27 protein-coding genes and 2 pseudogenes are annotated in these 25,037 nt (G+C 66.1%); 17 read left to right on the plus strand and 12 right to left on the minus strand.

Features of this window, described 5'->3' with window-relative positions:
• The first annotated feature begins 5 nt into the window (after positions 1–5).
• The 4 genes from NIBR502770_RS20565 to NIBR502770_RS20580 all read left to right on the plus strand — a co-directional run bounded on the left by NIBR502770_RS20565 (position 6) and on the right by NIBR502770_RS20580 (position 3,389).
• The gene (locus NIBR502770_RS20565; protein ID WP_141183187.1) at positions 6–1,043 is read left to right on the plus strand and encodes a carbohydrate ABC transporter permease; all 1,038 of its coding nucleotides are present in this window, start codon (positions 6–8) and stop codon (positions 1,041–1,043) included.
• Positions 1,040–1,939 carry a carbohydrate ABC transporter permease gene (locus NIBR502770_RS20570; RefSeq protein WP_109045843.1) on the plus strand — a complete coding sequence of 300 codons (900 nt, stop codon included), beginning with the start codon at positions 1,040–1,042 and terminating at the stop codon, positions 1,937–1,939. Before NIBR502770_RS20565 ends, NIBR502770_RS20570 begins: the two co-directional genes overlap by 4 nt.
• Positions 1,939–2,184, plus strand: a complete 246-nt coding sequence (locus NIBR502770_RS20575; protein WP_210411307.1) for a hypothetical protein — start codon at positions 1,939–1,941, stop codon at positions 2,182–2,184. The genes NIBR502770_RS20570 and NIBR502770_RS20575 overlap by 1 nt, the downstream gene beginning before the upstream one ends.
• 152 nt (positions 2,185–2,336) lie before the next feature.
• On the plus strand, positions 2,337–3,389 hold the full coding sequence (locus NIBR502770_RS20580) for a LacI family DNA-binding transcriptional regulator (protein WP_141158330.1): 1,053 nt from the start codon (positions 2,337–2,339) through the stop codon (positions 3,387–3,389).
• Positions 3,390–3,396: 7 nt separating this feature from the next.
• On the opposite strand, the gene NIBR502770_RS20585 is transcribed toward NIBR502770_RS20580, so the two are convergent.
• Positions 3,397–4,281: a hypothetical protein gene (locus NIBR502770_RS20585; protein WP_141158329.1), complete on the minus strand. Its 885-nt coding sequence runs from the start codon at positions 4,279–4,281 to the stop codon at positions 3,397–3,399.
• Between the two features lie 34 nt (positions 4,282–4,315).
• Positions 4,316–5,122, minus strand: coding sequence for an exodeoxyribonuclease III (locus NIBR502770_RS20590; protein ID WP_141183188.1), 807 nt, complete (start codon positions 5,120–5,122; stop codon positions 4,316–4,318).
• Positions 5,123–5,281: 159 nt separating this feature from the next.
• Here NIBR502770_RS20590 and NIBR502770_RS20595 point away from each other — a divergent pair, with 159 nt between their 5' ends.
• Genes NIBR502770_RS20595 through NIBR502770_RS20605 form a run of 3 tightly spaced genes read left to right on the plus strand, consistent with a single transcriptional unit; the run spans position 5,282 to position 8,194 of the window.
• Positions 5,282–6,406, plus strand: coding sequence for an enoyl-CoA hydratase/isomerase family protein (locus NIBR502770_RS20595; RefSeq protein WP_141183189.1), 1,125 nt, complete (start codon positions 5,282–5,284; stop codon positions 6,404–6,406).
• Positions 6,399–7,421 carry a 3-hydroxyisobutyrate dehydrogenase gene (gene mmsB, locus NIBR502770_RS20600; RefSeq protein WP_141183190.1) on the plus strand — a complete coding sequence of 341 codons (1,023 nt, stop codon included), beginning with the start codon at positions 6,399–6,401 and terminating at the stop codon, positions 7,419–7,421. Before NIBR502770_RS20595 ends, mmsB begins: the two co-directional genes overlap by 8 nt.
• Positions 7,418–8,194, plus strand: coding sequence for an enoyl-CoA hydratase (locus tag NIBR502770_RS20605; protein WP_141158325.1), 777 nt, complete (start codon positions 7,418–7,420; stop codon positions 8,192–8,194). The genes mmsB and NIBR502770_RS20605 overlap by 4 nt, the downstream gene beginning before the upstream one ends.
• 36 nt (positions 8,195–8,230) lie before the next feature.
• Here NIBR502770_RS20605 and NIBR502770_RS20610 read toward each other — a convergent pair whose 3' ends face one another.
• From NIBR502770_RS20610 to NIBR502770_RS20640, 7 genes are all read right to left on the minus strand, one after another.
• Positions 8,231–9,016 (minus strand): TipAS antibiotic-recognition domain-containing protein, encoded by a 786-nt coding sequence (locus tag NIBR502770_RS20610; RefSeq protein WP_141183191.1) that lies wholly within the window; start codon positions 9,014–9,016, stop codon positions 8,231–8,233.
• A gap of 64 nt (positions 9,017–9,080) precedes the next feature.
• Complete coding sequence (locus tag NIBR502770_RS20615; protein WP_141183192.1) at positions 9,081–9,416, minus strand: hypothetical protein; 336 nt, start codon at positions 9,414–9,416, stop codon at positions 9,081–9,083.
• Between the two features lie 120 nt (positions 9,417–9,536).
• Entirely contained in the window at positions 9,537–9,740 is a 204-nt protein-coding gene (locus NIBR502770_RS20620; protein ID WP_009357211.1) for a cold-shock protein, read from the minus strand.
• 146 nt (positions 9,741–9,886) lie between these two features.
• Positions 9,887–11,071, minus strand: coding sequence for an acetyl-CoA acetyltransferase (locus NIBR502770_RS20625; RefSeq protein ID WP_141183193.1), 1,185 nt, complete (start codon positions 11,069–11,071; stop codon positions 9,887–9,889).
• Positions 11,068–11,739: a CoA transferase subunit B gene (locus NIBR502770_RS20630; RefSeq protein ID WP_141158321.1), complete on the minus strand. Its 672-nt coding sequence runs from the start codon at positions 11,737–11,739 to the stop codon at positions 11,068–11,070. The genes NIBR502770_RS20625 and NIBR502770_RS20630 overlap by 4 nt, the downstream gene beginning before the upstream one ends.
• A gap of 37 nt (positions 11,740–11,776) precedes the next feature.
• The gene (locus NIBR502770_RS20635; protein WP_141183194.1) at positions 11,777–13,216 is read right to left on the minus strand and encodes a short-chain fatty acid transporter; all 1,440 of its coding nucleotides are present in this window, start codon (positions 13,214–13,216) and stop codon (positions 11,777–11,779) included.
• Between the two features lie 68 nt (positions 13,217–13,284).
• On the minus strand, positions 13,285–14,001 hold the full coding sequence (locus NIBR502770_RS20640; protein ID WP_141183195.1) for a CoA transferase subunit A: 717 nt from the start codon (positions 13,999–14,001) through the stop codon (positions 13,285–13,287).
• Between the two features lie 160 nt (positions 14,002–14,161).
• Between NIBR502770_RS20640 and NIBR502770_RS20645 the strand changes: the two genes are divergently transcribed.
• Entirely contained in the window at positions 14,162–14,959 is a 798-nt protein-coding gene (locus NIBR502770_RS20645) for an IclR family transcriptional regulator (protein ID WP_141183196.1), read from the plus strand.
• A gap of 103 nt (positions 14,960–15,062) precedes the next feature.
• Here NIBR502770_RS20645 and nadE read toward each other — a convergent pair whose 3' ends face one another.
• Complete coding sequence (nadE, locus tag NIBR502770_RS20650) at positions 15,063–15,917, minus strand: ammonia-dependent NAD(+) synthetase (protein WP_141183197.1); 855 nt, start codon at positions 15,915–15,917, stop codon at positions 15,063–15,065.
• 75 nt (positions 15,918–15,992) lie between these two features.
• On the opposite strand from nadE, the pseudogene NIBR502770_RS20655 reads away from it, so the two are divergent.
• Both NIBR502770_RS20655 and pyrE read left to right on the plus strand, forming a co-directional pair.
• Positions 15,993–17,252: pseudogene (locus NIBR502770_RS20655) on the plus strand (FAD-dependent oxidoreductase); the annotation flags it as partial.
• 48 nt (positions 17,253–17,300) lie between these two features.
• Positions 17,301–17,885, plus strand: a complete 585-nt coding sequence (gene pyrE / locus NIBR502770_RS21290; RefSeq protein ID WP_168223241.1) for an orotate phosphoribosyltransferase — start codon at positions 17,301–17,303, stop codon at positions 17,883–17,885.
• Here pyrE and NIBR502770_RS20660 read toward each other — a convergent pair.
• Positions 17,882–18,511, minus strand: a complete 630-nt coding sequence (locus tag NIBR502770_RS20660) for a flavin reductase family protein (protein ID WP_168223203.1) — start codon at positions 18,509–18,511, stop codon at positions 17,882–17,884. The genes pyrE and NIBR502770_RS20660 overlap by 4 nt on opposite strands.
• Here NIBR502770_RS20660 and NIBR502770_RS20665 point away from each other — a divergent pair.
• The 4 genes and pseudogenes from NIBR502770_RS20665 (at position 18,498) to NIBR502770_RS20680 (ending at position 21,910) form a co-directional block, all read left to right on the plus strand.
• Positions 18,498–19,289 (plus strand): helix-turn-helix transcriptional regulator, encoded by a 792-nt coding sequence (locus NIBR502770_RS20665; RefSeq protein ID WP_141183199.1) that lies wholly within the window; start codon positions 18,498–18,500, stop codon positions 19,287–19,289. The two genes, NIBR502770_RS20660 and NIBR502770_RS20665, sit on opposite strands and share 14 nt — an antisense overlap.
• Positions 19,290–19,350: 61 nt before the next feature.
• Positions 19,351–20,096: pseudogene (locus NIBR502770_RS20670) on the plus strand (GAF and ANTAR domain-containing protein).
• 83 nt (positions 20,097–20,179) lie between these two features.
• Positions 20,180–20,800, plus strand: coding sequence for a hypothetical protein (locus tag NIBR502770_RS20675; protein ID WP_141183200.1), 621 nt, complete (start codon positions 20,180–20,182; stop codon positions 20,798–20,800).
• A 69-nt stretch (positions 20,801–20,869) separates the two neighbouring features.
• Positions 20,870–21,910, plus strand: coding sequence for an alpha/beta fold hydrolase (locus NIBR502770_RS20680; RefSeq protein ID WP_141183201.1), 1,041 nt, complete (start codon positions 20,870–20,872; stop codon positions 21,908–21,910).
• Between the two features lie 2 nt (positions 21,911–21,912).
• Here the strand turns inward: NIBR502770_RS20680 and NIBR502770_RS20685 are convergent, their stop codons facing one another.
• Positions 21,913–22,743 carry an HAD-IIA family hydrolase gene (locus NIBR502770_RS20685; protein ID WP_141183202.1) on the minus strand — a complete coding sequence of 277 codons (831 nt, stop codon included), beginning with the start codon at positions 22,741–22,743 and terminating at the stop codon, positions 21,913–21,915.
• Between the two features lie 70 nt (positions 22,744–22,813).
• On the opposite strand from NIBR502770_RS20685, the gene NIBR502770_RS20690 reads away from it, so the two are divergent.
• The 3 genes from NIBR502770_RS20690 (at position 22,814) to NIBR502770_RS20700 (ending at position 25,035) form a co-directional block, all read left to right on the plus strand.
• Positions 22,814–23,470, plus strand: coding sequence for a TrmH family RNA methyltransferase (locus NIBR502770_RS20690; RefSeq protein WP_246857343.1), 657 nt, complete (start codon positions 22,814–22,816; stop codon positions 23,468–23,470).
• Positions 23,471–23,592: 122 nt separating this feature from the next.
• On the plus strand, positions 23,593–24,612 hold the full coding sequence (gene fbaA / locus NIBR502770_RS20695) for a class II fructose-bisphosphate aldolase (protein ID WP_141158310.1): 1,020 nt from the start codon (positions 23,593–23,595) through the stop codon (positions 24,610–24,612).
• Positions 24,613–25,035 (plus strand): DUF3151 domain-containing protein, encoded by a 423-nt coding sequence (locus NIBR502770_RS20700; protein ID WP_141158309.1) that lies wholly within the window; start codon positions 24,613–24,615, stop codon positions 25,033–25,035.
• Positions 25,036–25,037 lie beyond the last annotated feature (2 nt).

Raw genomic sequence — 25,037 nt, forward strand, 5'->3', positions numbered from 1 at the left:
CTGCCATGGCAACCGAACTAGGCCCGACGCCGGTAAAGTCACCGGCGTCGGGCGGGACCCCCGTCCATCACGCGCCCAAGGGCGTAGGCGAGGACAACAGGATCGCCAGCCAGGGACGCTGGGCTTCCTGGCTGCTCGCCCCCACCATCATCGCCCTGGGCATCGTGATCGTCTACCCGATCATCAGCGCCATCGTCATGTCGTTCCAGAAGGATGCCGGCCTTGATCCCGCCACCGGTCTGTTCACCGCAGGCGGCTCGGCAGGCATCCAGAACTACGTGAACTGGCTCGCGCAGCAATGCTCGTCACCGGACGGCGGAACTGTTGCCTGCCCGCCCGGCACCCTGGGCGGCCAGTTCTGGTCCGCCACCGCTACGACATTCTTCTTCACCGTCGTCACGGTGGCATTCGAAACCGTTCTGGGTTTCTGGATGGCCATGATCATGGCCCGTGAATTCCGCGGCCGCAGCCTGGTCCGTGCAGCTGTCCTGGTGCCGTGGGCCATCCCCACCGCCGTGACGGCCAAGCTCTGGTTCTTCATCTTCGCCTTCGAGGGCATTGCCAACAAGCTGTTCAACACCACCATCCTGTGGACGGGCAGCGAATGGCCGGCCAAGTGGGCCGTTGTCATCGCGGACGTTTGGAAGACCACGCCCTTCATGGCTCTGCTGATCCTGGCGGGCCTGCAGATGATTCCGGCGGAAGTATATGAAGCCGCCAAGGTGGACGGCGCCACTGCCTGGCAGCGGTTCCGCCTGATTACCCTGCCCTTGGTCAAGCCCGCGCTGATGGTGGCAGTCCTGTTCCGTACCCTGGATGCGCTTCGCATGTTCGACCTGCCGTACATCCTCACCGGCGGTGCCAACAACACCACCACCTTGTCCATCCTGGTGATCAACCAGATCAGGCAAGGCTTCAACGCGGCAGCTGCCCTGTCCACCATCACGTTCATCATCATCTTCCTGGTCGCCTTCATCTTTGTCCGCTTCCTTGGGGCAAACGTGGTTGAGCAGAGCGGCGCCACAGGAAAGGGGAAGAAATGACCACGGCAACAGCAGACGCCTCGGCGTTGCGGGCCCGGCAGGACAAGGGCCGCAAGGCAGCCCAGAACCGGGAAAAGTGGGCACAGGGCAGGACCTACATCAGTGCGGTCATCGTGCTGCTTTGGTGCCTTGCCCCGGCCTACTGGATGGTGGTCACGGCGTTCCGTGAGGTGGGCTTCACCTACGACACCTCGATCCTCCCCACCCATGTCACCCTGGACAACTTCAAGACTGCCTTCGATACGTCCTTTGGCAACAGGTTCGGGCAGGCGCTGCTGAACAGTGTGTTCATCGGCGGCGTCGTGACGGTGGTGTCCCTGCTGATTGGTGTCTTCGCCGCGTACGCCCTGGCCCGCCTGAACTTCAAGGGCAAGTTCCTGGTCCTCGGCTTCATCCTGGGTGCCTCCATGTTCCCCGGCGTTGCCCTGATCACCCCGCTGTTCCAGCTGTTCACCAACATCGGCTGGATGGGTACGTACCAGGCGCTGATTATCCCGAACATCTCCTTCGTGCTCCCGTTGACGGTCTACACCATGACCTCGTTCTTCCGGGAAATGCCGTGGGAGCTCGAGGAATCAGCCCGCGTGGACGGCTGCACCCAGGGGCAGGCGTTCCGCAAGGTCATCATGCCGCTCGCTGCTCCGGCAATCTTCACCACCGCAATCCTGGCCTTCATTTCCTCGTGGAATGAGTTCCTGATTGCCAGCCAGCTGTCCAGCGACGCAACGCAGCCGGTGACGGTGGCCATCGCCAACTTCGCCGGTGCACAGCCCAACCAGATCCCGTACACGGCCATCATGGCCGCGGGCACCATCGTCACCATCCCGCTGGTGATCCTGGTGCTGGTCTTCCAGCGCAAGATCGTGGCCGGCCTGACGGCAGGTGCTGTTAAGTGATGGGCGCCAGTTCCCGCCCCCGGACCCCGGGGGCGGGAACCCGCAGCCGGTTGGTCCGCTCGGGTGAGGACTTCGACATCATCATCGGCTTCCTCGCATTCTGGGCGCTGGTCCTCCTGGTAGTCACTGTGTGGATGGAAGTTACAGCCCAACCCGCCCTTGGATGGGCGCTGGGCCTCCTGGCCAGCCTGCTGGCCCTGTACGGGATGGTGCGGCTGCGCCGGAAACTTCCAGCCCGACGATAGTGAAGAAGGCACCGGTTACCGGTGGCTGTGACTTTGCACGCAGCCGCCGGTCCGGTTATCACTGCCCGTCCCCGGAATGGAAAAATACAAGGCCGGGGGTAAACGCAGGGCCAGCCGGCCCTACGCCGAAAAGGAGTTAAAAGGGGGACGCGGTGGCACGGACAACGGAAAGGTCCCAGCGGGGCGGCCATAACGGCGTCAGCATCGAAGACGTGGCCGCGGCCGCCGGAGTCTCCACAGCGACCGTCTCCCGCGCGGTCCGCGGACTGCCCCGGGTTTCCCCAGCCACCAGGGAGAAGATCCTGGAAGTGGCCGGAAACCTGGGCTACGTGGCCTCGTCCTCCGCTTCCGGACTGGCCACGGGTCGCACCAAAACCATTGGCGTCCTGGCCCCGTTCGTCAGCCGATGGTTCTTTTCAAAAGCAATCGAGGGCGCGGACCGCGAACTGCACGCCCGGCACTACAACCTCTCGCTCTTCAACCTTGGGGGCCACGGAAGCAACCGCGAGCGGCTCTTCAGCAAGACCATGGTGTACAAGCAGATCGATGCCCTGCTGGTGCTCTGCATGGCCCTCAGCCATGACGAGATCGAACACCTCCAGAAGATCGACATTCCCCTGGTAGTGGTGGGAGGGCACGTCGAGGAGTGCCCCTACATTGGCATCGACGATTACGCCGCCGCGTCCACCGCGGTCCGGCACCTGATCGACCTGGGGCACCGCGACATCGCCTTGCTGCACGGCGACGACGAGACAGACCTGAACTTCGACGTTCCCCGGGTCCGCATCCTGGCATTCAAGGACGTCATGGCCGCAGCCGGTCTGCCCACCCGGCCGGAATGGGACGAATGGGGCGATTTCACCGTGCGCAGTGGCCAGGAGGCCTTCCGCCGGCTGTGGTCGGGTCCGGGACAGAAGCCGACGGCTATCTTTTGCGCCTCGGACGAAATGGCCATGGGCGTCATTTTCGAAGCCAACCGCATAGGTGTCAGTGTGCCCGGCGACCTGTCCGTGGTGGGCATCGACAACCACGACTTCGCTGCCGCCATGGGCTTGACCACTGTGGGGCAGCGCCCGGACGAACAAGCCGAACTGGCGACGAAGATGCTGCTGGATGAACTGGACGGCGAGGTCGGGGCTGTCCGCTCCGCAGTGGCGCCCCATGAACTCATCATCCGGCGCACCACAGCGCCTCCCAAGGGCTGAAACCGCCTCAGGAAGCGCGGGCCAGCTGGCGGATGGGAATCCAACGCGAGGCCAGCCGGCGGTAGGCTGCCGCGGCACCGGTCATATCTCCCTCCGCCAGGCATTCGATGCCCAGCCTGATATCCATGGGGGATTCATCCGGGTACACCTTGTCCGCCACGGCCCCGTAGTCCAGTTCCACCATGGAGTTCACGTGGAACAGCTCGAGCCATTCCGTCAGCTGGGCCAGGTCATCGAGCATGTCCAGGTCCGGGGCGGCGAGGGCAAGGTTGGCCACGGCATAGCGGGCCCGCTCCAGGGCATCGGTGATGGGCGCCCAGACGCGGACCGTGAGGATGCGGCCGGCTGCTTCCACCACGTCCTTGCGGTCGGACTCCATGAACAGCGAGAACCAGCTGAACGGGATGCCCCAGGTGGATGCACGGGTGTGGACGCGGACGGATCCGTCCCGGGCCTTCACCAGGTCGATCCGCTCCTGGTGCCGGTCGCGCTGTTCCTCAGGGATCAGCAGTTCGGCCAGCGGGCCGTGAATCCCCTCCATCAGGGCGTTGGCGGCCAGTCCGGCGCGGAGGACCAGTTGGCTGGGGCAATACAGGAGGACTGGCTCATTGCCGGCGTCAGCACCGTCGTCGGCCGTTCCACCGCCCGGTGCCGTGGTGACGCGCACCAGGTCGGTGCGTCCGGTGGGGAAAGGGTCCCCGCCGGAGCGGGTAATCCGTCCCAGCGAGGCGAGCAGTTCAGCGTTTTCGACGGCGGCGCGTGACACGGCCTGTGCGCCCGCCGCCGCGATGGCCGGACGCTGCTCTTCCGGGAAGGCCTCCAGGGGCTCGTAGACGCGCAGAGTGGAGGAGAAAGGCAGGCCGGCCTGGCCCCGGTAGAGGTTCCCCGTCACGACGGTCTCCTTGCATGGGTCCAGGGCGCGGTCATCAGTCGGCCAATTCCATCAGCACGGGGGCGTGGTCAGAGGCACCCTTGCCCTTGCGTTCCTCGCGGTCGATCAAGGCGCCGGTGACACGGGCGGCCAGGGCGGGGGAAGCGAGGATGAAGTCGATCCGCATGCCTTCCTTCTTGGGGAACCGCAGCTGGGTGTAGTCCCAGTAGGTGTAGACGCCGGGGCCGGGGGTGTAGGGGCGCACCACATCGGTGTAGCCGGCCGACTCGAAGGCGTGGAACGCTTCCCGCTCCGGCGGGCTGACGTGTGTTGCCCGGTTGGCGATGAACAGGTCGATGTCCCAGACGTCATCGTCGAAGGGCGCGATGTTCCAATCGCCCATCAAGGCCACCTGCGCCTGCGGGTTCTCCGTGACCAGCGCCTGGGCGTGCGTCTTGAGGCTTTCGAGCCACTTGAGCTTGTACGGCATGTGTTCGTCGTCCAGGGAGCGGCCGTTGGGGACGTAGAGGCTCCAGACCCGGACGCCGCCGCAGGTGGCAGCCATGGCGCGGGCTTCCTGCACCGGGTCCTTTCCGGCTTTGCCGAACGAGGGCTGGTCCAGGAACGTCCGTTCCACGTCCTCAAGCCCCACCCGGGAGGCGATGGCAACGCCGTTCCACTGGTTCACCCCGAAGTGGGCCACCTCGTAACCCATCCGTTCAAAGAGTTCCCACGGAAAGTTCTCGTCCTTGCATTTGGTCTCCTGGATGGCCAGGACGTCGCAGTCGCTGCGCTGGAGCCAGGCTTCAACGCGGTCGGCGCGGGCACGGAGCGAGTTCACATTCCAGGTAGCTATCTTCACGGTTCCTAACTTACCTTGGCGGCCGCGCGCCCGGTAAAGCCCTCGTGGGCCTGGTCCCGCCGTGCGGCCGCGGTTGGTCCCGGGCAGCAGGCGGCGGGTATATTCGCACCAGAATGGCCTGGATCACAGGCCGGCCACCACGCGAAGGAGCACCAGCCGATGACCGCAGCCACGGGCACCACAACGGACAGCACTGCAGGAAACGGCGGCGCGGAGGTGCTTTTTGGCCACCGCGGCCGGCTCGGTGTGGTCACCCTCAACCGGCCCCGGGCGGTCAATGCGCTCACCGAGGGGATGGTGGACCTGCTCCTGCGGCAGCTCACCGCGTGGGTCAAGGACGACGACGTAGCCGCCGTCCTGGTACAGGGCGCCGGGGAGCGTGGCCTGTGCGCGGGCGGTGACATCGTGGCCATCTACCGGGACATCCTTCACGGCGGAACCCGGACTGCTGACTTCTGGCAGACCGAGTACCGGGTGAACTCGCTCATCGCCCGGTACCCCAAGCCGTACGTCGCCCTTATGGACGGGTTGGTCCTTGGCGGTGGGGTGGGTATCTCGGCGCACGGGAACGTCCGCGTGGTCACCGAACGGACCAGGATGGGGATGCCTGAAACCACCATCGGGTTCGCGCCGGACGTCGGCGGCACCTTCCTGCTGTCCCGCGCACCGGGCGAGACGGGAACCCATGCGGCCCTGACCGGGGCCCACCTGGCAGCGGGGGACGCCTTGTTCCTGGGCCTTGCCGACCACTACGTCCCGTCCCAGTCGCTGCCCCGCCTGGTGGCGGAACTGGAATCTGAAACCCCGGAAGCCGTCCTCGCCCGTTATGCTGGGCAGTCCCCGCCTTCTGCCCTGGCCGGGCAGCGGGACTGGATCGATGCCTGCTACGCCACCGACGATGCCGGGGACATCGTTGCCCGGCTCCGGGCATGGACCGGCCCCGGCCGGGAAGACGCCACGGCGGCGGCGGACACCATCGAAGCCAAGTCACCCACGTCGGTCAAAGTCACCCTGGCATCACTGCGCCGGGCCGCGAAGCTGACCCTTGACGAGGCCCTTGCCCAGGAGTACCGGGCCGGGCTGCGGTTCCTTGCCGGCCCTGATTTCCGCGAAGGTATCCGTGCCCAGGTGGTGGACAAGGACAGGAACCCGCAGTGGAAGCCGGCCACGCTGGCAGAGGTGCTGCCGGGCCAGGTGGACAGGTTCTTCCAGCCGCTGGACGGCCGGGAACTGGACCTGCAACCCGGAACGGACCTGGAAGTGACGGAGGCGGACCATGCCTGAGAACGGCAGCGTGGCGTTCCTTGGCCTTGGGCACATGGGCGGTCCCATGGCCTTGAACCTGGTCCGCGCCGGTTACCGGGTGACCGGGTTCGACGTGGTGCCCGCAGCCATGGAAGCGGCACGGGTGCAGGGTGTGCCAGTGGCGGCCACCGCCGTCGAAGCACTTGCCGGCGCCGACGTGGTACTGACCATGTTCCCCAGCGGCCGGCATGTCCTGGACGCTTACCGGGGCAACCCCGGACATCCCGGGCAGCCGGGGGAGCCCGGACTCCTGGCCGCCGCGCCACCGGGAACCATGTTCCTTGACTGCTCCACCATCAACGTCGACGAAGCACGGGAAGCTGCCCGGCTGGCCATTGAAGCGGGCCACCGTTCCGTTGACGCCCCCGTTTCCGGCGGCGTGGTGGGAGCCGAGGCAGGCACTCTGACCTTCATGGCCGGCGGCGACGCGGCGGGCTTCGAGGAAGTGCTGCCGCTCCTGGAGGTGATGGGCAGGCGGGTGGTGCACTGCGGCGCCCACGGAGCCGGACAAGCCGCCAAAATCTGCAACAACATGATCCTGGGCGTCTCGATGATCGCGGTCAGCGAAGCGTTCGTGCTGGGGGAGAAGCTGGGGCTGACGCACCAGGCCCTGTTCCACGTCGCTTCCGCCGCGTCAGGCCAGTGCTGGGCGCTGACCACCAATTGCCCCGTGCCCGGACCGGTGCCCTCCAGCCCGGCCAACAGGGACTACCAGCCGGGTTTTGCCTCCGCCCTCATGGCCAAGGACCTCAACCTTGCCGTCAACGCCCTGGACAGCACCGGGGTGGCGGGACAGATGGGAGCGCTCGCTGCGCGTATTTACGATAGGTTTGCCGCGGAGGGCGGAGCGGGCCGGGACTTCTCCGCCATCATCACGGACATCCGCGGCGCATCGGAGCCGCAGGCCGGGGACGGGCCCGCAGGGGCCGGTGGCACGGAGGTGCCGGGCCGGCGTCCGGCCATAACAGCATACGACGACGGGAGTCCGGAATGACGGAGTACGCCAACATCCTGGTGGAGCAGCAGGGCAGGGTCGGACTGGTGACGCTGAACAGGCCCGCGGCACTGAATGCGCTGAACAAGGCCACCATGGAGGAGGTGGTGGCCGCCGTGACGGCGATGGATTCCGATCCCGGCGTGGGCGCGGTGGTGATCACGGGCTCCGGAAAGGCCTTCGCCGCGGGAGCCGACATCAAAGAGATGGCGGACCAAGGCTACATGGACATGTACGTCGCGGACTGGTTCCGGGGCTGGGAGGAGCTCACCCGGCTGCGGATCCCCACCATCGCGGCGGTGTCCGGCTTCGCCCTGGGCGGCGGCTGCGAACTGGCCATGATGTGCGACCTGATCATCGCCGGGGACAACGCAAAGTTCGGGCAGCCGGAAATCAACCTTGCCGTACTCCCTGGCATGGGCGGCTCGCAGCGCCTGACCAGGGCTGTGGGCAAGGCCAAGGCCATGGACATGATCCTCACCGGACGGTTCATCGACGCGGAGGAAGCGGACCGGTGCGGGCTGGTGTCCCGGGTGGTTCCGGCGGCAGAGGTGGTGTCCGAAGCACTCAAGGTGGCCGGCGTCATCGCCGAAAAGTCAAAGCCCGCGGCGATGGCGGCAAAGGAAGCCGTGAACGCCGCTTTCGAAACCGGGCTGGCCCAGGGAGTGGTGTTCGAACGGCGCCTCTTCCACTCCCTGTTCGCCACGGAGGACCAGAAGGAAGGCATGGCGGCGTTCACCGAAAAGCGCCAGCCGGAATTCAAGCACCGGTAGACCCGGCAGCTGATTCGCCCTGCCCGCAGGCGCCGCCTAGAGGTACTGTGCGGCGAAGCTGTGCAGGGCCTCCCGGACGAAGCGGGCCCCCTCAGCCCCGCCGTAATTGGCGGCGAAACGGGGGTCCTCCACGTACATGTCGGCCAGCCCGGTGACGTACCCCCGGACATCGCCGCCGCTCCCAGCGGCAGGTGTTCCCGGGATGGACTTCAGCCACGCAACATGCCGCCCTGCCAGTTCGCGCGCTTCCGGGCCGTCCGCAGGGACGCCCGCAGCCGCAGCAGCCTTCCAGTCCCGGCCAAGCTCCTCCGCGTGGGACTTCCACTCCTGTTTCTGGGCAGCCCCCATGCCGCGCCACCACTTATCGGATGCCGCGTAGGCGTCCTTGCCCCACCGTTCTTCAACTTCATCCTTGTACTGCGTGTGGTCGAAGCCCTTGAACATGTCCTGAGCCATCAGCTGGCCTCCTGCCTTTACTGTTTCGATTGTTTGCCGCACGGACTCCGCCTGCCGGGCCAGCCGCTGTTGCTCTTGGCCCAGCCATTCCAGATGCCGGCCCAGCGCTGCCACCGGATCCGCCTCGCGGTGGAAGACTTCCGCGATGGCCGGCAAACCCAGGCCCAGTTCGCGCAGCAACAGGATCCGCTGCAACTGGAGGAGGGTGGCGCCGTCGTAATAGCGGTAGCCGTTGTGGCCTACCCGGCTGGGCTTCAGCAGGCCGATGTCGTCATAGTGACGGAGCGTGCGGCTGGTGGTGCCGGCGATCCTGGCTACGTCCTGGATGGACCAGTCACTGCCGCCGGTGGTGGAAGAATCCTGCATGCTGCGAGCCTAAGGGTTGACGCTGCGTCAAGGTCAACAACAATGTCAAAACGGCGCCTGGTGTTCAGCCGGTCCGGCGGTCCCGTGGGGCCCGGTGCCTGGCCTGGGCCACAAGCCGGGTGAACGCAAAAACAAAGATGGCCTCAAAGAGCACCATGAGGCCCAGCAGGAGCCACTGCTGGCGGCTGATGAAGACGATGCATCCCGTCAGGGCCAGGACGGTTCCCAGGGCAAGCGCATAGATGGCGAAGCCTACGGCCACGCGGGCGCTGCGGACCCCGGTCCGGAACCCAAAGCCGTGCGGCTCCCCGCCGGGCTGCCCGGGGATGAGGTCCGGCGCTGCTGGGCCGAGGGAGTCGAACTCCTCCCACGGGTCCCTGTCCTGGTCCTGTCGAGTCATGAGTCAATTATCCCAAATGTGGAAAGCCGAAGAGAGGCGGCACAAGAAAGCGGCTCCCCCAACTAACGTTGGGGGAGCCGCTGAACGGGGTCCCGGCCTGTGCCGGTGGCCGCCGAAGACTTAGAGCGGGCGGATGTTCTCTGCCTGCGGGCCCTTGGGGCCCTGGGTCACATCGAATTCGACCTTCTGGTTCTCGTCCAGTGAGCGGTAGCCGCTGGTGGCGATTGCCGAGTAGTGGGCGAATACGTCAGCGGACCCGTCATCGGGGGCAATGAAGCCAAAACCCTTTTCGGCGTTGAACCATTTAACTGTGCCTGTTGCCATGGCTGCATTCCTTCATGTGACTCTGATTCTCTCCCCGGAATCGTCCCGGGGTGCGCGGGAGTTAGTCCCCCACAGTCCCCAACGTACGGGGCGCAGGCCCCGGGTGCAAGGGTAGGCGCGATAAAAAGCGCCATTAGCCTGCGCGTTTACACCGATTCCAGGACGCTGACGTAGTTGGCAATGCCCACTCCGCCCATGTTCTGCACGGCCGCCCGGCGCGGCTCCGCGAGCTGCATGTCCCCGGCTGTACCGGTGAGCTGCATGGCCGCAATGACGTGCTGGGAGACTCCAGTTGCCCCCACGGGGTGGCCCTTGGCCTTCAGGCCGCCGGAGACGTTGATGGGAAGCTTGCCGTCCTTGAATACCCAGCCTTCCTCGATAGCGCGGGCGCCCTGGCCGGGCTCTGCCAGGCCGATGGCCTCGTACATGAGCAGTTCGGCGATGGTGAAGCAGTCGTGCACCTCGGCAAAATCGAGGTCCGCCAGGCCCACGCCGGCCATCGCCATCGCCCGCTGCCAGGAGGTGCGGGTTGCGGCGAACGCGGTGGGGTCCCTGCGCTCGGCGGGGAAAAAGTCATTGGCCTGGCCGAATCCCGCGAGCCGGACCGGGGCGGTGGCGCCCCCGGTGGGGGAAACGGACAGCACGACGGCGGCCGCACCGTCGGAGACGGGCGAACAGTCGGTGCGGCGCAGGGGATCGGCCACCATGGGGTTCTTGTCCGAGACGGTCCGGCAGAACTCCTCGCCGAGGTCCTTGCGGAGCTGGGCGTAGGGGTTGTCCACGCCGTTGCGGTGGTTCTTGGCCGCGATGGTGCCCAGGACGTCGGAGACCGGCCCGTACCGCTTCTCGTAGTGCTTCGCGACCTCGGCGAAGAGCCCGGTGAAACCGGTGGTGGAGGGCTTGCCGGCCATGTCATAGTCAGCGCCGAGCAGCGCCGCGCCCACCACGTCCGCACCGGCGTGGGTCATCTTCTCGGCGCCGATCACCAGGACGGTCCGGGCAGTGCCGGCCAGCAGCGACTTGGTGCCCTGCTGGAAGGCGGCAGAGCCGGAGGCGCAGGCGTTTTCGACCCGGGTGGAGGGTACGTTGGCCAGGGCCGGAGAGACCTGCAGGGCCAGCGACGACGGGAACGCCAGCGGCATCATGCCCGAATTGAACTGGCCGATGTAGATCTCGTCGATCTGCCCGGGTTCGATTCCGGCGTTGCCGATCGCTTCGGTGGCAACCTGGACGATCAGGGACTCGAGGGTCTCCTCCGCCAGCTTGCCAAACCGGCTGTGTCCCCAGCCGGTGAGCAGGACGTCCTTGCCAAACTGTTCCTTCAGGCTCATGCTGCCACGTCCTCGTTATCAAGGCGGACCTCGAAGTCCGCTTCCGTCTTCGTACGGATCTCCTCTTCGGTGACCCCCGGTGCCAGGCGCGTCAGCGTCAGCTGCCGCCCGCCGTCGTCCGTTTTGTACAGGTCGAACACGGCGAGGTCGCTCACGATCCGGTCCACGCAGCTGAGCCCGGTCAGCGGCAGCGTGCACTCGCGGACGATCTTCGCGGTGCCGTCCTTGGCGTTGTGCTCGGTGAGGACCACCACCCGCGGGGTTCCTGCCACCAGGTCCATGGCACCGCCCATGCCCTTGACCATCTTGCCGGGGATGGTCCAGTTGGCCAGGTCCCCGTTGCCGGAGACCTGCATGGCGCCGAGGATGGCTACCTTCACGTGCCCGCCGCGGATCATGCCGAACGAGGTGGCCGAGTCGAAGATGCTGCCGCCCGGCAACACCGTGACAGTCTGCTTGCCGGCATTGATCAGGTCCGCGTCCTCTTCGCCCTCGTAGGGGAACGGGCCCATGCCCAGCAGGCCGTTCTCGCTCTGCAGGACCACCCGCACCCCCTCGGGCAGGTTGTTGGCCACCAGCGTGGGAATGCCGATCCCCAGGTTCACATAGTCGCCGTCGTTCAGTTCCGCGGCCGCGATTGCAGCCATTTCATCCCTGGTCCATCCCATGGGGTTTCTCCTTGGTCTTCTAGCTGTTCTCGTTGGATTAGTTGGGTATTACCGGCGGCACGAACTCGAACGTCATGCCCAGCAGCCACGCAAGCAGCAGCACCACCGGCAGGTGGAACAGGAATTGCTGGAACGTGAAGCCCACCAGGTCCCGGGCGCGCAGGCCCAGCACGGCAAGCAGCGGGAGCATGAAGAACGGGTTGACCAGGTTGGGCAGGGCCTCGGCCATGTTGTAGATCTGCACGGTCCAGCCAAGATTCATGTTCACGTCCGTGGCGGACTGCATGACGTACGGTGCCTCCACCAGCCACTTTCCACCGCCGGACGGGACGAACATGCCCAGGATGGCCGTGTAGATGGCGATGATGACGGCGAACGCCCCGTTGCCGCCGATGCTGGTGAAGAAGTGGGCCAGGTGCTCGGATACCGACAGGCCCCCGGCGCCGGTGGCTTTGGTCAGGATGGCGGCCATCGCGGCATACAGCGGAAACTGCACCAGGATTCCCGCCGTGGCCGGGACCGCCTTGGTGACAGACTGCAGGAATTTGCGCGGGGTTCCGTGCAGGACCAGCCCCAGCATCAGGAAGACCAGGAGGTAGCCGTTGAGTGAGCTGACCACGCTGAGGATGGGCAGGGTCAGCAGCTGGGACACCAGCCAGCCCAGGGTGAGCACGCCGGCCAGGATGGGCAGGACCCTGCTGTATTCCAGCCATTCGCCGGGCCGGGACTTTTCGGCCGGCGGTTCGGGCTGGTCATCGAGGTCCACGCCGAGATCGGCCGCCGTCTTCACGGCGCTTCCCGTCGGTGCGGAAAAGTGCGCGATCACCGTGGTGAGGACCATGAGGATGAGCAGGGTCAGCAGGGACTGCCAGGTGAATATGGTGGTGCCGAAATCCAGGACGCCGGTGACCTTGAGCAGCGCCGGGGGAATAGAGGCCTTGGTGGCCTGCAGCTGTGCGGCGGAGGAGGACATGCCCAGGGCCCAGACGGCGCCCAAACCCATGAAGGCTGCGGCGCCGAGGGCCCGGTAGTCCACGTGCAGGTCTGCCCGCCGGGCCACCGCCCGCGCCAGGAGGCCGCCGAAGATCAGGCTCAGGCCCCAGTTCACGAATGACACGGACATGGACAGGACAGCCACGAAGCTGACGGCGGTGCGCGCGGAGTTGGGCACCTGCGCCAGCCGGTCAATCAGCCTGGCCACGGGCGGCGACGTGGCCACCACATAGCCGGTCAATACCACCATGGCCATTTGGAGGGTGAACGCCGTCAGGTCCCAAAACCCGTTGCCGAAGGAATCAACGACGGCCTTGGGCGAGGCGCCGATGGCCAGCGCCGCGATGGCCACCAGCACGACGCCGGCGAGGGCGAAGATGTACGCGTCAGGGAACCACTTCTGCGTCCAGCCGGCCAGCGTTTCAGCCATCCGGGCCAAACCCTTCCGGCGGACGTCCGGGTGGTCGGTTTGCGTGGTGGTCATGAGGGTTATTTCTCCATTGAGTGCTGTGGATCAGGGGCAGGCGTGGGCCCGGTCGGGCGTGGGCCCGGTCAGGCGGAGACGAGGCCGGTTCGCTGCCGGACCGTGCGCTGCTCGATGTCCTTGATCCGTTCCGTGGCCTGCACCAGCCGCTGGACAAAGACGCCGGGCGTGGCGATGTGGTTCGGGTCCAGTTCGCCGGGCGCCACGATCACCTCGGCCTCGGCGACGGTCAGGATCCCGGCCGTGGCCACTACCGGATTGAAGTTCCGGGCCGTGAAGCGGTAGGTCAGGTTGCCGTCCGTGTCCGCGGTGTGGGCGTGGACCAGGGCGACGTCGGCAACGATGGCGCGCTCGCGGACGTACGTTTCGCCGTCGAACACCTCGTGCGGCTTGCCCTCGGCCACCAGGGTGCCGACACCTGTCTTGGTGTAGAAGGCCGGGATTCCGGCGCCGCCGGCGCGGAGGCGCTCGGCCAGGGTGCCCTGCGGGGTGAACTCGACCTCCAGCTTGCCTGCGAGGTACTGCTCGGCGAACAGCTTGTTCTCGCCCACGTAGGAGGCGACCACCTTGCGGACCTGGCCCGCTTCGATAAGGATGCCGAGTCCTTTGCCGTCCACGCCCATGTTGTTGGAGACCACCGTGAGGTCACGGACGCCGGAGTCGCGGACGGCCTCGATCAGGTCGGCCGGGATGCCGCTCAAGCCAAACCCGCCGACGGCGAGGGTGATGCCGTCCTGCAGTGCCCCCTCCAGGGCGGTGGCGGCAGAAGCCTGGAGTTTCTTCATGTCGTCTCCTCGTTGAGCGCAGTAGTCCACTTTGTGGACGGTTGGGATCTGAGTTTGGAGACTACGGCCGTCGGGGAGAACGTGTCAAGAATCACTGGAAAATGCCCTACAGTATGGACAGCAGGGCTAAAACAATCCATATTGTGGACAAGGGGACGTGATGGCATCAACGCCGGTGCAGGGCGCGCAGGTGGTGGCACGGATCGCGGGACTGCTGCGGCTGGTGGGCCGCAGCGCCGAGGGGATGCCGCTCGCGGTCCTCGTCCGGGAATCAGGCCTTACCCGGCCAACCGTCCACCGGCTCCTGGCGTCGCTCGCCGCGGAAGGCCTGCTGGACCACGATTCCGTCACTGGCAACTGGGTCCTGGGCCCGGAAATCCTGCTCATGGGATCGGTGGCATCGGCCCGGTTCCCCATGGAGGACATCGCCCGGCCCAGCCTGCGCAGGCTTGCCCAGGCCACGGGGGAGAGTGCCTTCTTCTCCATCCGCCGCGGCAATGAGACGGTGTGCCTGTTGCGTGAGGAGGGTACCTTCCCCGTCAGGTCCTTTGTCCTGCACGAAGGAGTTCGTTTCCCGTTGGGCGTCGCGTCGGCCGGGACAGCCATCCTGGCCTTCCTGCCCACGGATGAGCAGGAGGAGCTGCTGGGCCGGTGGCCGGAGCACGCCGGCGCCTTCGCGGCGAACCATACGGTCGATCTTGTCCGGAAGAACCTGGCCCGGACCAGGCTGGCCGGCTACTCGGTGAACCCGGGGCTGGTCCTGGAAGGTAGCTGGGGGATGGGCGCTGCGGTCTTCGACAGGTCAGGGCGCCCCGCCTGGGCGTTGTCGCTGACGGGCATCGAACCACGGTTCAAGCCTGAACGGCAGGAGGAGCTGGGCGGACTGCTGATGGCGGAGGCACACCGGATCACGCAGCAGCTGGGCGGGGGAGCGGACGGCGGACGGCGCACCCGCTGAGTCTCCCCGGCTTTGTCCGTGCACGACGACGGCGGGCTGCGCTTTTTGGCGCGGCCCGCCGTCGTACTCTCCGAAGGTGGGGAAAATCAGCAGGGGGCGGGGGCTACAGCCCGGCGCGGGGCTCCACGGGACCTTCGCCCTTCCACCATGTGTCAAAAATGGTCACCGGCACGGTCCGCTTGTGGCGGGTCCGGAGGTACTTCTGCTCGATGGATTCGGCCACCGCGTCCGGGACCTGGCGGCCTTCGAGGTAGTCATCAATCTGGTCGTAGCTGATGCCCAGCTCGTCCTCATCCGTGCGGCCCGGCCGGTCATCCAGCAGGTCTGCGGTGGGCACCTTCTCCCACACGCGTGCCGGTGCACCCAGTTCAGCCAGGAGGGCCCGGTTCTGCCGCTTGTTCAGGCCGAACAGGGGCAGGATGTCCGCGCCGCCGTCGCCGTACTTGGTGAAGAAGCCCGTGACCGACTCCGCGCCGTGGTCGGTGCCAATCACCAGGTAGTTGAACTCCCCGGCCAGCGCATATTGGGCGATCATCCGGGTGCGTGCCTTGGTGTTTCCCTTGTGGAAGTCGGAGATTTCCGAGCCTACGGTCTTCTCGAACTCGTCCTCAAAGCCGTCCACCGCTGCCGAAATGTTGAACGTCCATTCCGTCTTGGCCTTGATGAAGTCCAGGGCTGCCTGGGCGTCCTCCTCGTCGTGCTGCACGCCGTAGGGGAGGCGGACCGCAACGAAGTTGGCTTCCACGCCCTCGGCTCCAAGCTCATCAACCGCCAGCTGGGCAAGCCTTCCGGCGAGCGAGGAATCGAGGCCGCCGGAGATGCCCAGGACAAAGCCCTTGGTGTGGGTGGCCTTCAAGTATTCCTTGAGGAAAGTGACGCGTTTGCGCACCTCCCCTGCGGGATCGATCCGGGGCTGAACGCCCATTTCTTCAATGATCTTGGCCTGGAGTTCGCGCATGATGTCCAGCCTAGCCAGCGCTGTCAACAACCCTCAACTGTTCCGGCCGGCCCCTGCGCGGCGTAGCTTTATGGCATGGAGCGCACGGGATGTGCCGTGGTGGGCGGTGGCCCGGCAGGAATGATGCTTGGCCTGCTGCTGGCACGGGCAGGAGTGCACGTGGCGGTCCTGGAAAAGCACCGGGATTTCCTGCGCGACTTCCGCGGCGACACCGTGCACGCGTCCACCATCCGGCTGATCGACGAACTGGGCCTGGGCGCCGGATTCCGGGCACTGCCGCAAAGCCGGCTGAACAATGTCGCCGTCCCGGTTCCCGGTGCCGGGATGGTCACGCTGGCGGCTTTCGACTCCTTGAAACCCCCGTACAACTATGTGGCCATGATGCCCCAATGGGACTTCCTGGATTTCCTCGCCTCGGCCGCCGTCGCCGAACCGACGTTCACCCTGCTCATGGAGACTGAAGCCACCGGCCTGGAGTTCGACGGCGGGCGCGTCACCGGGGTGCGCTATCGCTCCACCGGAGACGCCGCCGATGACGTTGAACGCGTGCTGCCTGCCGACGTTGTGGTGGCCGCCGACGGCCGGCATTCGGTGTTGCGCCAGGCTGCCGGAATGAGGGCCAAGGAGTACCCGGTGCCCTTCGATACCTGGTGGTTCAAAATTCCCCGCCACCCCGCGGAGCAGGGCGACGTTGCGGGCGTGGTGCCCTCGCTGGGAAACCGGGACGCCATGATTGCGCTCAACCGCACCGACTACTACCAAATGGGCTACCTTGCGCCCAAGGGCTCGGACGCCAGGATCCGGGAAGGCGGCGTGGAACGGTTCCGCCAACGGGTGGCAGCACTCCGTCCCGACCTCGCCGACCGTGTCGATTCGATCCGCAGCGTGTCGGACCTGCATTGGCTGGACGTCAGGCTGAACCGGCTGCGGCGCTGGTACAGGGACGGGTTCCTGTGCATTGGCGATGCTGCGCACGCGATGTCGCCCGCGGGCGGTGTGGGCATCAACCTGGCGATCCAGGACGCCGTTGCGGCCGCGGAACGCCTGGCCCCGGACCTGCGCCAGGGGCACGTTCGGACCAGGACCCTTGCTGCGATCCAGCGCCGGCGCCGCATGCCCACGGTGGTGGTCCAAACCGTGCAGCGGATCATGCACCGTGTGGTGTTCGTTCCACTTTTCGCGGGGACCCTGTCCGGAGACATGCTGGCCGGCAGGGATGCCCGGCCCCTGTTTCCCGTCCATCGCGTCCTCTTGTTCATCCTGCGCCACAATCCTGTGGTGAAGCGCGTCCTGCCGAGGATGGTTGCCATCGGGCCCCGCCCGGAGCACGCCCCTGGCTTCGCCCGCCCGCTCACCGTCCCGCCACCCACTAAACTTGGGGCCATGACTTCGCCCACTGACACTGCGGTAGACACCGCGGCTGCCCGCGCCCGACTGCTCGAACTGATCAAGGAACTCGCCGTGGTCCGCGGCAAGGTGATCCTCTCCAGCGGAGCCGAGGCCGATTACTACATCGACCTGCGCCGCATCACCCTGCACCATGAAGCGTCCAAGCTGGTGGGGCAGGTCATGCTGGCCCTGGCAGACGACGCCGGCATCGACTTCGAGTGCGCCGGAGGCCTCACCATGGGCGCCGACCCCGTGGGCACCGCGGTCATGCACGCGGCCGTCGACGCCGGCCGGACCGTGGACGCGTTCGTGGTCCGGAAGGCCCAGAAGTCCTACGGCATGGGCCGCCAGGTGGAGGGCCCCTCCGTTGAGGGCCGCAAAGTGCTGGTCCTGGAGGACACGTCCACCACTGGCGGTTCCGCACTGACCGCGGTGGAAGGCGTCCGGAAAGCGGGCGGCAACGTCGTGGCGGTGGCCGTGATCGTGGACCGCGACACCGGCGCCAAGGAGAAGATCGAAGCCGAAACCGGCGTCCCCTACCTGTTCGCGTTCGGCAAGGACGAACTGGGGCTGGCTTAGCCCCGGAGGCCGGACGGGCCGCTGGTTTGGGCAGTGAGCTTCTGCTCCGCCCTCACGTTTTGGCCGAGATGGCTTCCTTTTCCAAAATAGTGGCGGAACGTATAGAACATGGGCTGCCAGGTTCGCACGTCCACCCGGGATGGATCGAGCGCCAGGTCATCGCGGACATGCACCTGCTGGACGCGCACCTGGACTGCGTGGAGGTCGTCCTCCAAGCACCACGAGTTGACCAGGGCCGCCTCGATGTGGACCGGGCATTGCGCAATGCGGTTGGGAGCGACCTCCACGCCAGGCATCGGGTCCCATCCTGCCAAGGCCCACTTGTCGTGCGCCGTGCGGTAGTCGCCGGCCTTCACTGCCGGGACCGGTTCGCTGCCGGTGGTCATGGAAATCCGTTCAATTGCGGGTGCCATGGAGTCCTCCGGCAAATTGAGCACCACTTCCTTGGTGCGGATCAGGTTGCGGTAGCCCTGATGATGGGAGCTGAGGCCCAGGACGTAGTGGTCCCCCAGCGACCAGGCAGAGGATATGGGCGTGATGTTGGTGGTGCCATCCGGGTTGCCGGTTGTCAGCAGGGCCACCAGGGAGCCGAAGTAGTGGACGCTGGGGGAGATGGTTGTGAACATGGGTCCATCGTTCCTGCCGGAAGGTTTGAGGACGGACAAACGATTCCCCGGGCAGGATGGATACATGACAGCGTATTGGGCGGAGGACCTTGCCATGATGGCCAAGGCCATGGGGGAACCGTCGCGGGCCCGGATCCTGGTCGCCCTCATGGATGCCCGCGCCTGGACAGCGACGGAACTTGCGGGCTGCGCGGGGATCAGCAAAGGCACAGCCACCACGCATTTGAACCACCTCGTTGATGTAGGCCTGCTGGACGAAGTGCGCCAGGGCCGGCACCGGTATGTGCGGCTGAAGAACCAAAGTGTTGCGGATGCAGTGGAAGCACTGGTCCGTCTCAGTCCTTCGTCGGGGCCGGAGTTTCCATCGACGTACCGCGGGCGCAGGCATCAGCATGAATTGCAGCACGCCCGAACCTGCTACCAGCATCTGGCCGGGGTATTGGGTGTCAACCTGTGTGTCCTGTGGCAGAGTGAGGGATTCGTCTCCTCCGGCTGGGAACTAACCTCGCAGGGTTTTGCCTGGGCGGAATCGATTGGCTTGCGCCTGCCGACCAAGCCGCCACGCCCGCTCGTGCGGCCTTGCCTTGACTGGACCGAGCGCTTAGACCATGCGGCCGGCTTGCTGCCGGATCTTTTCACCGGGCACGCACTGTCGTCCGGGTGGCTCAAGCGCGGATCGCATCCCCGCTCCGTTGTCCTGACCGAACTGGGAGCCGGGCAGCTTGCCGGCTTTGGACTGGCCGATGCGCTTGGAGCGGGCATCGGCGCTGATTTATGATGTGCGTTAACACTTTTCAGTTGCTTGGAGACCATGCATCTTGCTCCCCCCACAACAGCCTTTGAGCGCAACCGACCAGGTCCAGAACCTCATCCTGGAAAGCGCTGATTTCGAGGACTTCCTTAATGAACTGGCTCGCTTCTCCGCGCACCAGATGGCAGGCGACGGCGACGATGCCCTGTGCGGCATCACACTGCTCCGCGACCGCAAGGCAGCCACCATTGGCTGGAGCAGCGAGACTGCGCGGGAAGTGGATGAAATCCAGTACTCCCTGGCCCAGGGTCCCTGCCTGACCGCGGCAAAGGAAGAGCGCGAAGTCCACGTCCCCGACCTTTTGCAGGAGGACCGCTGGGGTCCGGACTACGCGTCTGCGGTTGCCTCCCACGGATTGCGCTCGGTGCTTTCCCTGCCGTTCAACCTGCAGGGGAGGCCAAGGCCGCACTGAACCTCTACTCCGACGCCCCGCACAAGTTTGACGGCCCCGCCGCGGACAGGGCACGGGACTTCACCCGGGAGATCTCCGAAGCCCTGCGGCTCGCTGTCAGGTTCTCGCTGCACGCCGACAGTGCATCCAATCTCCGGGCCACGCTGGAATCGCGGACCATCATCGACATCGCCATCGGCATCGTCATGGCGCAGAACCGGTGCAGCCAGGAAGCCGCCGTCGAAATCCTTACCGAGGCGTCCAGCAACAGCAATACCAAACTTCGGGACATCGCCAAGTCGCTGGTGGATTCGGTGGGCGGCTCCGGTGCGCGTACCCACTACCAGGAGCCCGGCAAAGTCAGCCAGGGTCCGCGGGCCTGAGCGGCAGGTTGTGCCGTGGCCCCGGGGAGGGTTAGGCTTGCGGAGGTTGAGCCGTCGGCCATAGAACCTCTTTTGGAGTACCTATGGACCGCGCGCTAGACGCACTCGTTAACCTCGATGTCCCGGCGGACATCGTCCGGATTGAAGTCCGGGGAGCCCTTCACCACGAATCCCGTGCTGAACTGGTCCACATCATCCGCCGTGTCCGGAGGATGGGCATCCGCTGCCGCATCTGCGTCGACCTCTCACAGGCGGAACTTGTCGAATCCTCCGCCCTGGCCGGGCTGCGCTGTGACCTGAACGCCATGGACACCAAGCTCCTGCTGGGCGTCCCGTCCGCCGGGGTGTCCCTTCAGCTCACGCCGGCGGCCCACGACTGGGCGCCAGGTGAAGCGTCCAGCCGGCGCCCGCTACTCATGGACGACGACGTCAGGGAGCTTTTTCCCGGCGGCGACTTCGCAGGCGAATTCCCCCAACTGCCGGTGATGTGGATCGAAGAGCTGTACGGCCGTCCGCTGACCGAATACACAGACCAGGAACTCCTGCTCGCCAGCGACTCCGCCTTTGCCCTGCTGGACAACCCGGAGGCACCCGACGGCGCCGACCTGCTGGGCCGCTACAACGACATCGGGCTGGAAATCCTTCGCCGCCAGCAGGAACCGCAGGCACCCTTCCCGGCTACCGAAGGCCAGGCCGCCAGCTGACCCCGGCGTCACCGAACGTTTACACGCGTTCATTGCGGTGCCGCGTTTGGCTGGGCTTACGGTAGGACTGTGCCGTATGAGGGGGAGGTCCATCCGCAGAGCCGGCGTGGGGTCTCCGACGCCCGGCTGCTGGCCGAAGCCGCTGCCCTAAAACGCTTCTCACGGCGTTCATTCCTTGCCGGGGCCGGCGCGTCCGGACTGCTGGCCGCCGACATGCTGGTGACCCGTGAGGTGCAGTCTCAGCGCCGGACCACCCGGATCCTGGCCGTTGCCGATGACTTCGCCGACGCCTATTACCCGGACGCCTGCTGGTTCCTGTTCCCCGGGTACAAAACCAGCTGGGAAGAGGCGCAATGGATCCTGAACGCGCTCCGGGGGGCCCTGAACAAGCGTGCCCGGCTCGCCGCCGTCGGATATTCCAACCTGGGCCTCGACGTCACCGAAGTCGTCCGCGCGATTGCTGAGTACGTCGCGGTGGAAAAGATCACCAAACTGTTCTTCTACGGCCACAGCTTCGGCGGCATGCTGGCCACCCAGGTGGCCGCCCGGCTCCTTGCCGTGGCAGGCATCCAGGTGCAGTTCATCCTCCTGGACTCCAGCCCGAACAGCGCCCACGACGTCCTGGACCAAAGCTGGTTCGACGGCGTGGTGTTCCTCTACGAGAGCGGCGTCAGGTTTCCCTCGACCCTCCGCGGCGGGTATGAACTGGGGGAGCGGATCATCCACAAGGACGAACGGAGCTGGCGGCAGATCCTTAACCAGACACTGGAGCAGCTCTCACCGATCGCCCCGTCCAACGTGCTGGTCCAGACGGAGTCCGCCTACATCTACCACTTCGAAGGAAGGCAGTTCGCCGGGCAGCTCGGCACCGCCAAAATGGCCTACCTGGGCAACCCGAAGGACGCCACCGTGGACTACGAGACGGCGTCCGAAACCTGGGCCGTGGTGTACAAGGACAACATGGTCTCAAGCAACCTCCAGACCACCGGGGCGGTACCCGCCCACGCCAGCCCGGGCTGGAACCCGCAGGTCTACCGGCCCCTGGTCACGGGACTCCTGGACGAGTACTTCCCGCTGCCCCGGGGCGGATCCAGGGTCAGCATCTTCTAGTCCTAGATCTGGTTCTTCAGGTCCGCCACGGAGTTGAGCACCTGGTTGGGCCGGAACGGGTACGCGGCGATGTCGTCCTTGTGCGTGATGCCGCTGAGGACAAGGACGGTGTGCAGGCCGGCCTCCATGCCGGCAATGATGTCCGTGTCCATCCGGTCACCGATCATGGCGGTGGTCTCTGAGTGTGCGTCGATCTGGTTCATCGCAGACCGGAACATCATGGGGTTCGGCTTGCCCACAATGTACGGTTCGCGGCCGGTGGCCTTGGTAATCAGGGCCGCGATGGCACCCGTCGCCGGCATGGGACCGTCCTTGGAAGGGCCGGTTGCGTCCGGGTTGGTGGCAATGAACCGGGCACCGGCGAGGATCAGGCGGATGGCCATGGTGATGGCCTCGAAGGAGTACGTGCGCGTCTCGCCAAGCACCACGAAGTCCGGGTTCTGGTCGGTGAGGATGAAGCCGGCCTCATGCAGCGCCGTCGTGAGCCCCGCCTCACCGATCGTGTAGGCGCGGTTGCCGGACTCTGAGCCCCGCACCTGGTCCTTGAGGAACTGCGCCGTGGCCAGCGCCGAAGTCCAGATGTTTTCCTCCGGAATTTCCAGGCCGGAGGAACGCAGGCGGGCGGCAAGGTCGCGCGGGGTGAAGATGGAGTTGTTGGTCAGCACCAGGAACCGCTTGGACGTATCCACCCAGCGCTGGATCAGCTCGGCCGCGCCGGGAATGGGCTGGTTTTCGTGCACCAGGACGCCATCCATGTCCGTCAGCCAGCACTCGATCTCCTGGCCGCTGCGGTACACCGAAGGGTTGCCTGTTACCTCGTCTGCTTCTGCCATGCCTGCCTCCGCCTGTGATGGTTGCCCGAAGAGTCCAGTCTAGTGTTGAAGGGTGAACCAAATGCCCGGCATGACAGACGAACCCGACCACCAGCCCGGGGAGGCCGAACCCGCAAAGGCGGAGGTCGGCGTCGGGCCCTGGGAGGGGGAACTGCCCGAAGGCGACCATTGGGACCCCGACCTCCTGGCCGACGGTGACCGGCGCAATGTGCTGGACAAATACCGCTACTGGAAGCATGAGGCGATCGTGGCAGAGCTGGATTCGCGGCGGCACAACTTCCACGTGGCCATCGAAAACTGGCAGCACGACCTCAACATCGGAACAGTGGTGCGCACCGCCAACGCCTTCCTCGCCAAAGAGGTGCACATCATCGGACGACGGCGGTGGAACCGGCGCGGAGCCATGGTCACCGACCGCTACCAGCACGTCCGCCACCACCCCACGGTGGAGGATTTTGTCCAGTGGGCGCAGGGGGAGGGGCTCGCGATCATCGGCATCGACATTTTCCCGGACTCTGTGCCCCTGGAGACCTACGAGCTGCCGCGCGACTGCGTGCTGGTGTTCGGGCAGGAGGGCCCGGGCCTGACCCCGGAAGTCCATCAGGCCGCTGCCGCCACCCTTTCCATCGAGCAGTTCGGCTCCACCCGTTCGATCAACGCCGCATCCGCCGCGGCCATCGCCATGCACGCCTGGATCCGCCGGCACGTCTTCAACCAGCGCGTGTGAGTATTACCAACCCGTGACCCGAAACACCCGGGCCGCCGGGGAATGGCTAGGATGGTGCCAAGCCGTAAGCGGTCTACTTGAGGGTCATCCACCCACAGACGAAACTCAGCAGAGGAGCCAGCATGCCCATTGCAACCCCAGAGATCTACGCCGAGATGATCGACCGCGCGAAGGCGGGCGGATTTGCCTTCCCCGCCGTCAACGTCACGTCCTCGCAGACGCTGAACGCAGCGCTCCGCGGCTTCGCCGAGGCAGAGTCCGACGGCATCGTGCAGGTTTCCACCGGCGGTGCCGCCTACTGGTCCGGCGCCTCCACCAAGGACATGGTTGCCGGTTCCCTGGGCTTCGCTGCCTTCGCCCGCGAAGTGGCCAAGAACTACGGTGTGAACATCGCCCTGCACACGGACCACTGCCCCAAAGACAAGCTGGACGGCTTTGTCCTGCCGCTGCTGGAAGCTTCCGAGGCCGAGGTCAAGGCCGGCCGGAACCCGCTCTTCAACTCGCACATGTGGGACGGTTCCGCCGAGACCCTGCAGGAGAACCTGAAGATCGCCCGCGACCTGCTGGCCCGCACCGCCGCAGCCAAGATGATCCTCGAGGTGGAGATCGGCACCGTCGGCGGCGAGGAAGACGGCGTCGAGAACGCCATCAACGACAAGCTCTACACCACGGTCGAGGACGCCCTCGCCACCATCGACGCCCTGGGCGCCGGCGAAAACGGCCGCTACATCACCGCCCTGACCTTCGGCAACGTGCACGGCGTCTACAAGCCCGGCGGCGTCAAGCTGCGCCCGGAGATCCTCAAGGACATCCAGGCCCAGGTGGGTGCCAAGATCGGCAAGGACAATCCGTTCGACCTCGTGTTCCACGGCGGCTCCGGCTCCTCCGACCAGGAAATCGCCGACGCCGTTTCCTACGGCGTGATCAAGATGAACATCGACACCGACACCCAGTACGCCTACACGCGTCCGGTAGCGGACCACATGTTCAAGAACTACGACGGCGTCCTGAAGGTCGACGGCGAAGTGGGCAACAAGAAGACCTACGACCCCCGCGTCTGGGGCGCCTCCGCCGAAGCCGGCCTGGCAGCCCGCGTGGTGGAAGCCACCAAGCAGCTCGGTTCGGCCGGAAAGACCTTCTAGATGTCGGACGAGTTCCGCCGCAACCTGATGGGGCCGGAGCCCACGCTCCTGCCTGCCGAAACCGAGGTGAACGGGCAGCTGGAGGCCGGGCACGAGGCCCTGGACCTGGTGGAAAGGCACCCCACGTCCTCACTCTTGTGGGCGATCCTGGCTGAGGAAGCGTGGGCCGAGGGGCGCACCATCGACTCCTACGCCTACGCCCGGGTGGGCTACCACCGCGGACTGGACGCGCTTCGCCGCAACGGGTGGCGCGGCGTAGGCCCCATCCCGTGGGAGCACGAGCCGAACCGTGGATTCCTGCGTGCCCTCTACTCCCTGGGCCGGGCGTCCTCCGCCATCGGCGAGGCCGACGAGCCGGAGCGGATCGAAAAGTTCCTCAACGACTCGGACCCCACAGCGAAGGCAGCCATCGAGGCGAAGTAGCA

The sequence above is a fragment of the Pseudarthrobacter sp. NIBRBAC000502770 genome (genome assembly GCF_006517815.1).
Taxonomy (GTDB): domain Bacteria; phylum Actinomycetota; class Actinomycetes; order Actinomycetales; family Micrococcaceae; genus Arthrobacter; species Arthrobacter niigatensis.

Bases quoted from the DNA above. Each gene is read 5' to 3' on its own strand.
- NIBR502770_RS20565 (WP_141183187.1), top strand. From the start codon at position 6: ATGGCAACCGAACTAGGCCCGACGCCGGTAAAGTCACCGGCGTCGGGC.
- NIBR502770_RS20570 (WP_109045843.1), top strand. From the start codon at position 1,040: ATGACCACGGCAACAGCAGACGCCTCGGCGTTGCGGGCCCGGCAGGAC.
- NIBR502770_RS20575 (WP_210411307.1), top strand. From the start codon at position 1,939: ATGGGCGCCAGTTCCCGCCCCCGGACCCCGGGGGCGGGAACCCGCAGC.
- NIBR502770_RS20595 (WP_141183189.1), top strand. From the start codon at position 5,282: ATGACCGCAGCCACGGGCACCACAACGGACAGCACTGCAGGAAACGGC.
- mmsB (WP_141183190.1), top strand. From the start codon at position 6,399: ATGCCTGAGAACGGCAGCGTGGCGTTCCTTGGCCTTGGGCACATGGGC.
- NIBR502770_RS20605 (WP_141158325.1), top strand. From the start codon at position 7,418: ATGACGGAGTACGCCAACATCCTGGTGGAGCAGCAGGGCAGGGTCGGA.
- NIBR502770_RS20610 (WP_141183191.1), bottom strand. From the start codon at position 9,016: ATGCAGGATTCTTCCACCACCGGCGGCAGTGACTGGTCCATCCAGGAC.
- NIBR502770_RS20615 (WP_141183192.1), bottom strand. From the start codon at position 9,416: ATGACTCGACAGGACCAGGACAGGGACCCGTGGGAGGAGTTCGACTCC.
- NIBR502770_RS20620 (WP_009357211.1), bottom strand. From the start codon at position 9,740: ATGGCAACAGGCACAGTTAAATGGTTCAACGCCGAAAAGGGTTTTGGC.
- NIBR502770_RS20625 (WP_141183193.1), bottom strand. From the start codon at position 11,071: ATGAGCCTGAAGGAACAGTTTGGCAAGGACGTCCTGCTCACCGGCTGG.
- NIBR502770_RS20630 (WP_141158321.1), bottom strand. From the start codon at position 11,739: ATGGGATGGACCAGGGATGAAATGGCTGCAATCGCGGCCGCGGAACTG.
- NIBR502770_RS20635 (WP_141183194.1), bottom strand. From the start codon at position 13,216: ATGACCACCACGCAAACCGACCACCCGGACGTCCGCCGGAAGGGTTTG.
- NIBR502770_RS20640 (WP_141183195.1), bottom strand. From the start codon at position 14,001: ATGAAGAAACTCCAGGCTTCTGCCGCCACCGCCCTGGAGGGGGCACTG.
- NIBR502770_RS20645 (WP_141183196.1), top strand. From the start codon at position 14,162: ATGGCATCAACGCCGGTGCAGGGCGCGCAGGTGGTGGCACGGATCGCG.
- nadE (WP_141183197.1), bottom strand. From the start codon at position 15,917: ATGCGCGAACTCCAGGCCAAGATCATTGAAGAAATGGGCGTTCAGCCC.
- pyrE (WP_168223241.1), top strand. From the start codon at position 17,301: ATGACTTCGCCCACTGACACTGCGGTAGACACCGCGGCTGCCCGCGCC.
- NIBR502770_RS20665 (WP_141183199.1), top strand. From the start codon at position 18,498: ATGGTTGTGAACATGGGTCCATCGTTCCTGCCGGAAGGTTTGAGGACG.
- NIBR502770_RS20660 (WP_168223203.1), bottom strand. From the start codon at position 18,511: ATGTTCACAACCATCTCCCCCAGCGTCCACTACTTCGGCTCCCTGGTG.
- NIBR502770_RS20675 (WP_141183200.1), top strand. From the start codon at position 20,180: ATGGACCGCGCGCTAGACGCACTCGTTAACCTCGATGTCCCGGCGGAC.
- NIBR502770_RS20685 (WP_141183202.1), bottom strand. From the start codon at position 22,743: ATGGCAGAAGCAGACGAGGTAACAGGCAACCCTTCGGTGTACCGCAGC.
- NIBR502770_RS20690 (WP_246857343.1), top strand. From the start codon at position 22,814: ATGACAGACGAACCCGACCACCAGCCCGGGGAGGCCGAACCCGCAAAG.
- fbaA (WP_141158310.1), top strand. From the start codon at position 23,593: ATGCCCATTGCAACCCCAGAGATCTACGCCGAGATGATCGACCGCGCG.
- NIBR502770_RS20700 (WP_141158309.1), top strand. From the start codon at position 24,613: ATGTCGGACGAGTTCCGCCGCAACCTGATGGGGCCGGAGCCCACGCTC.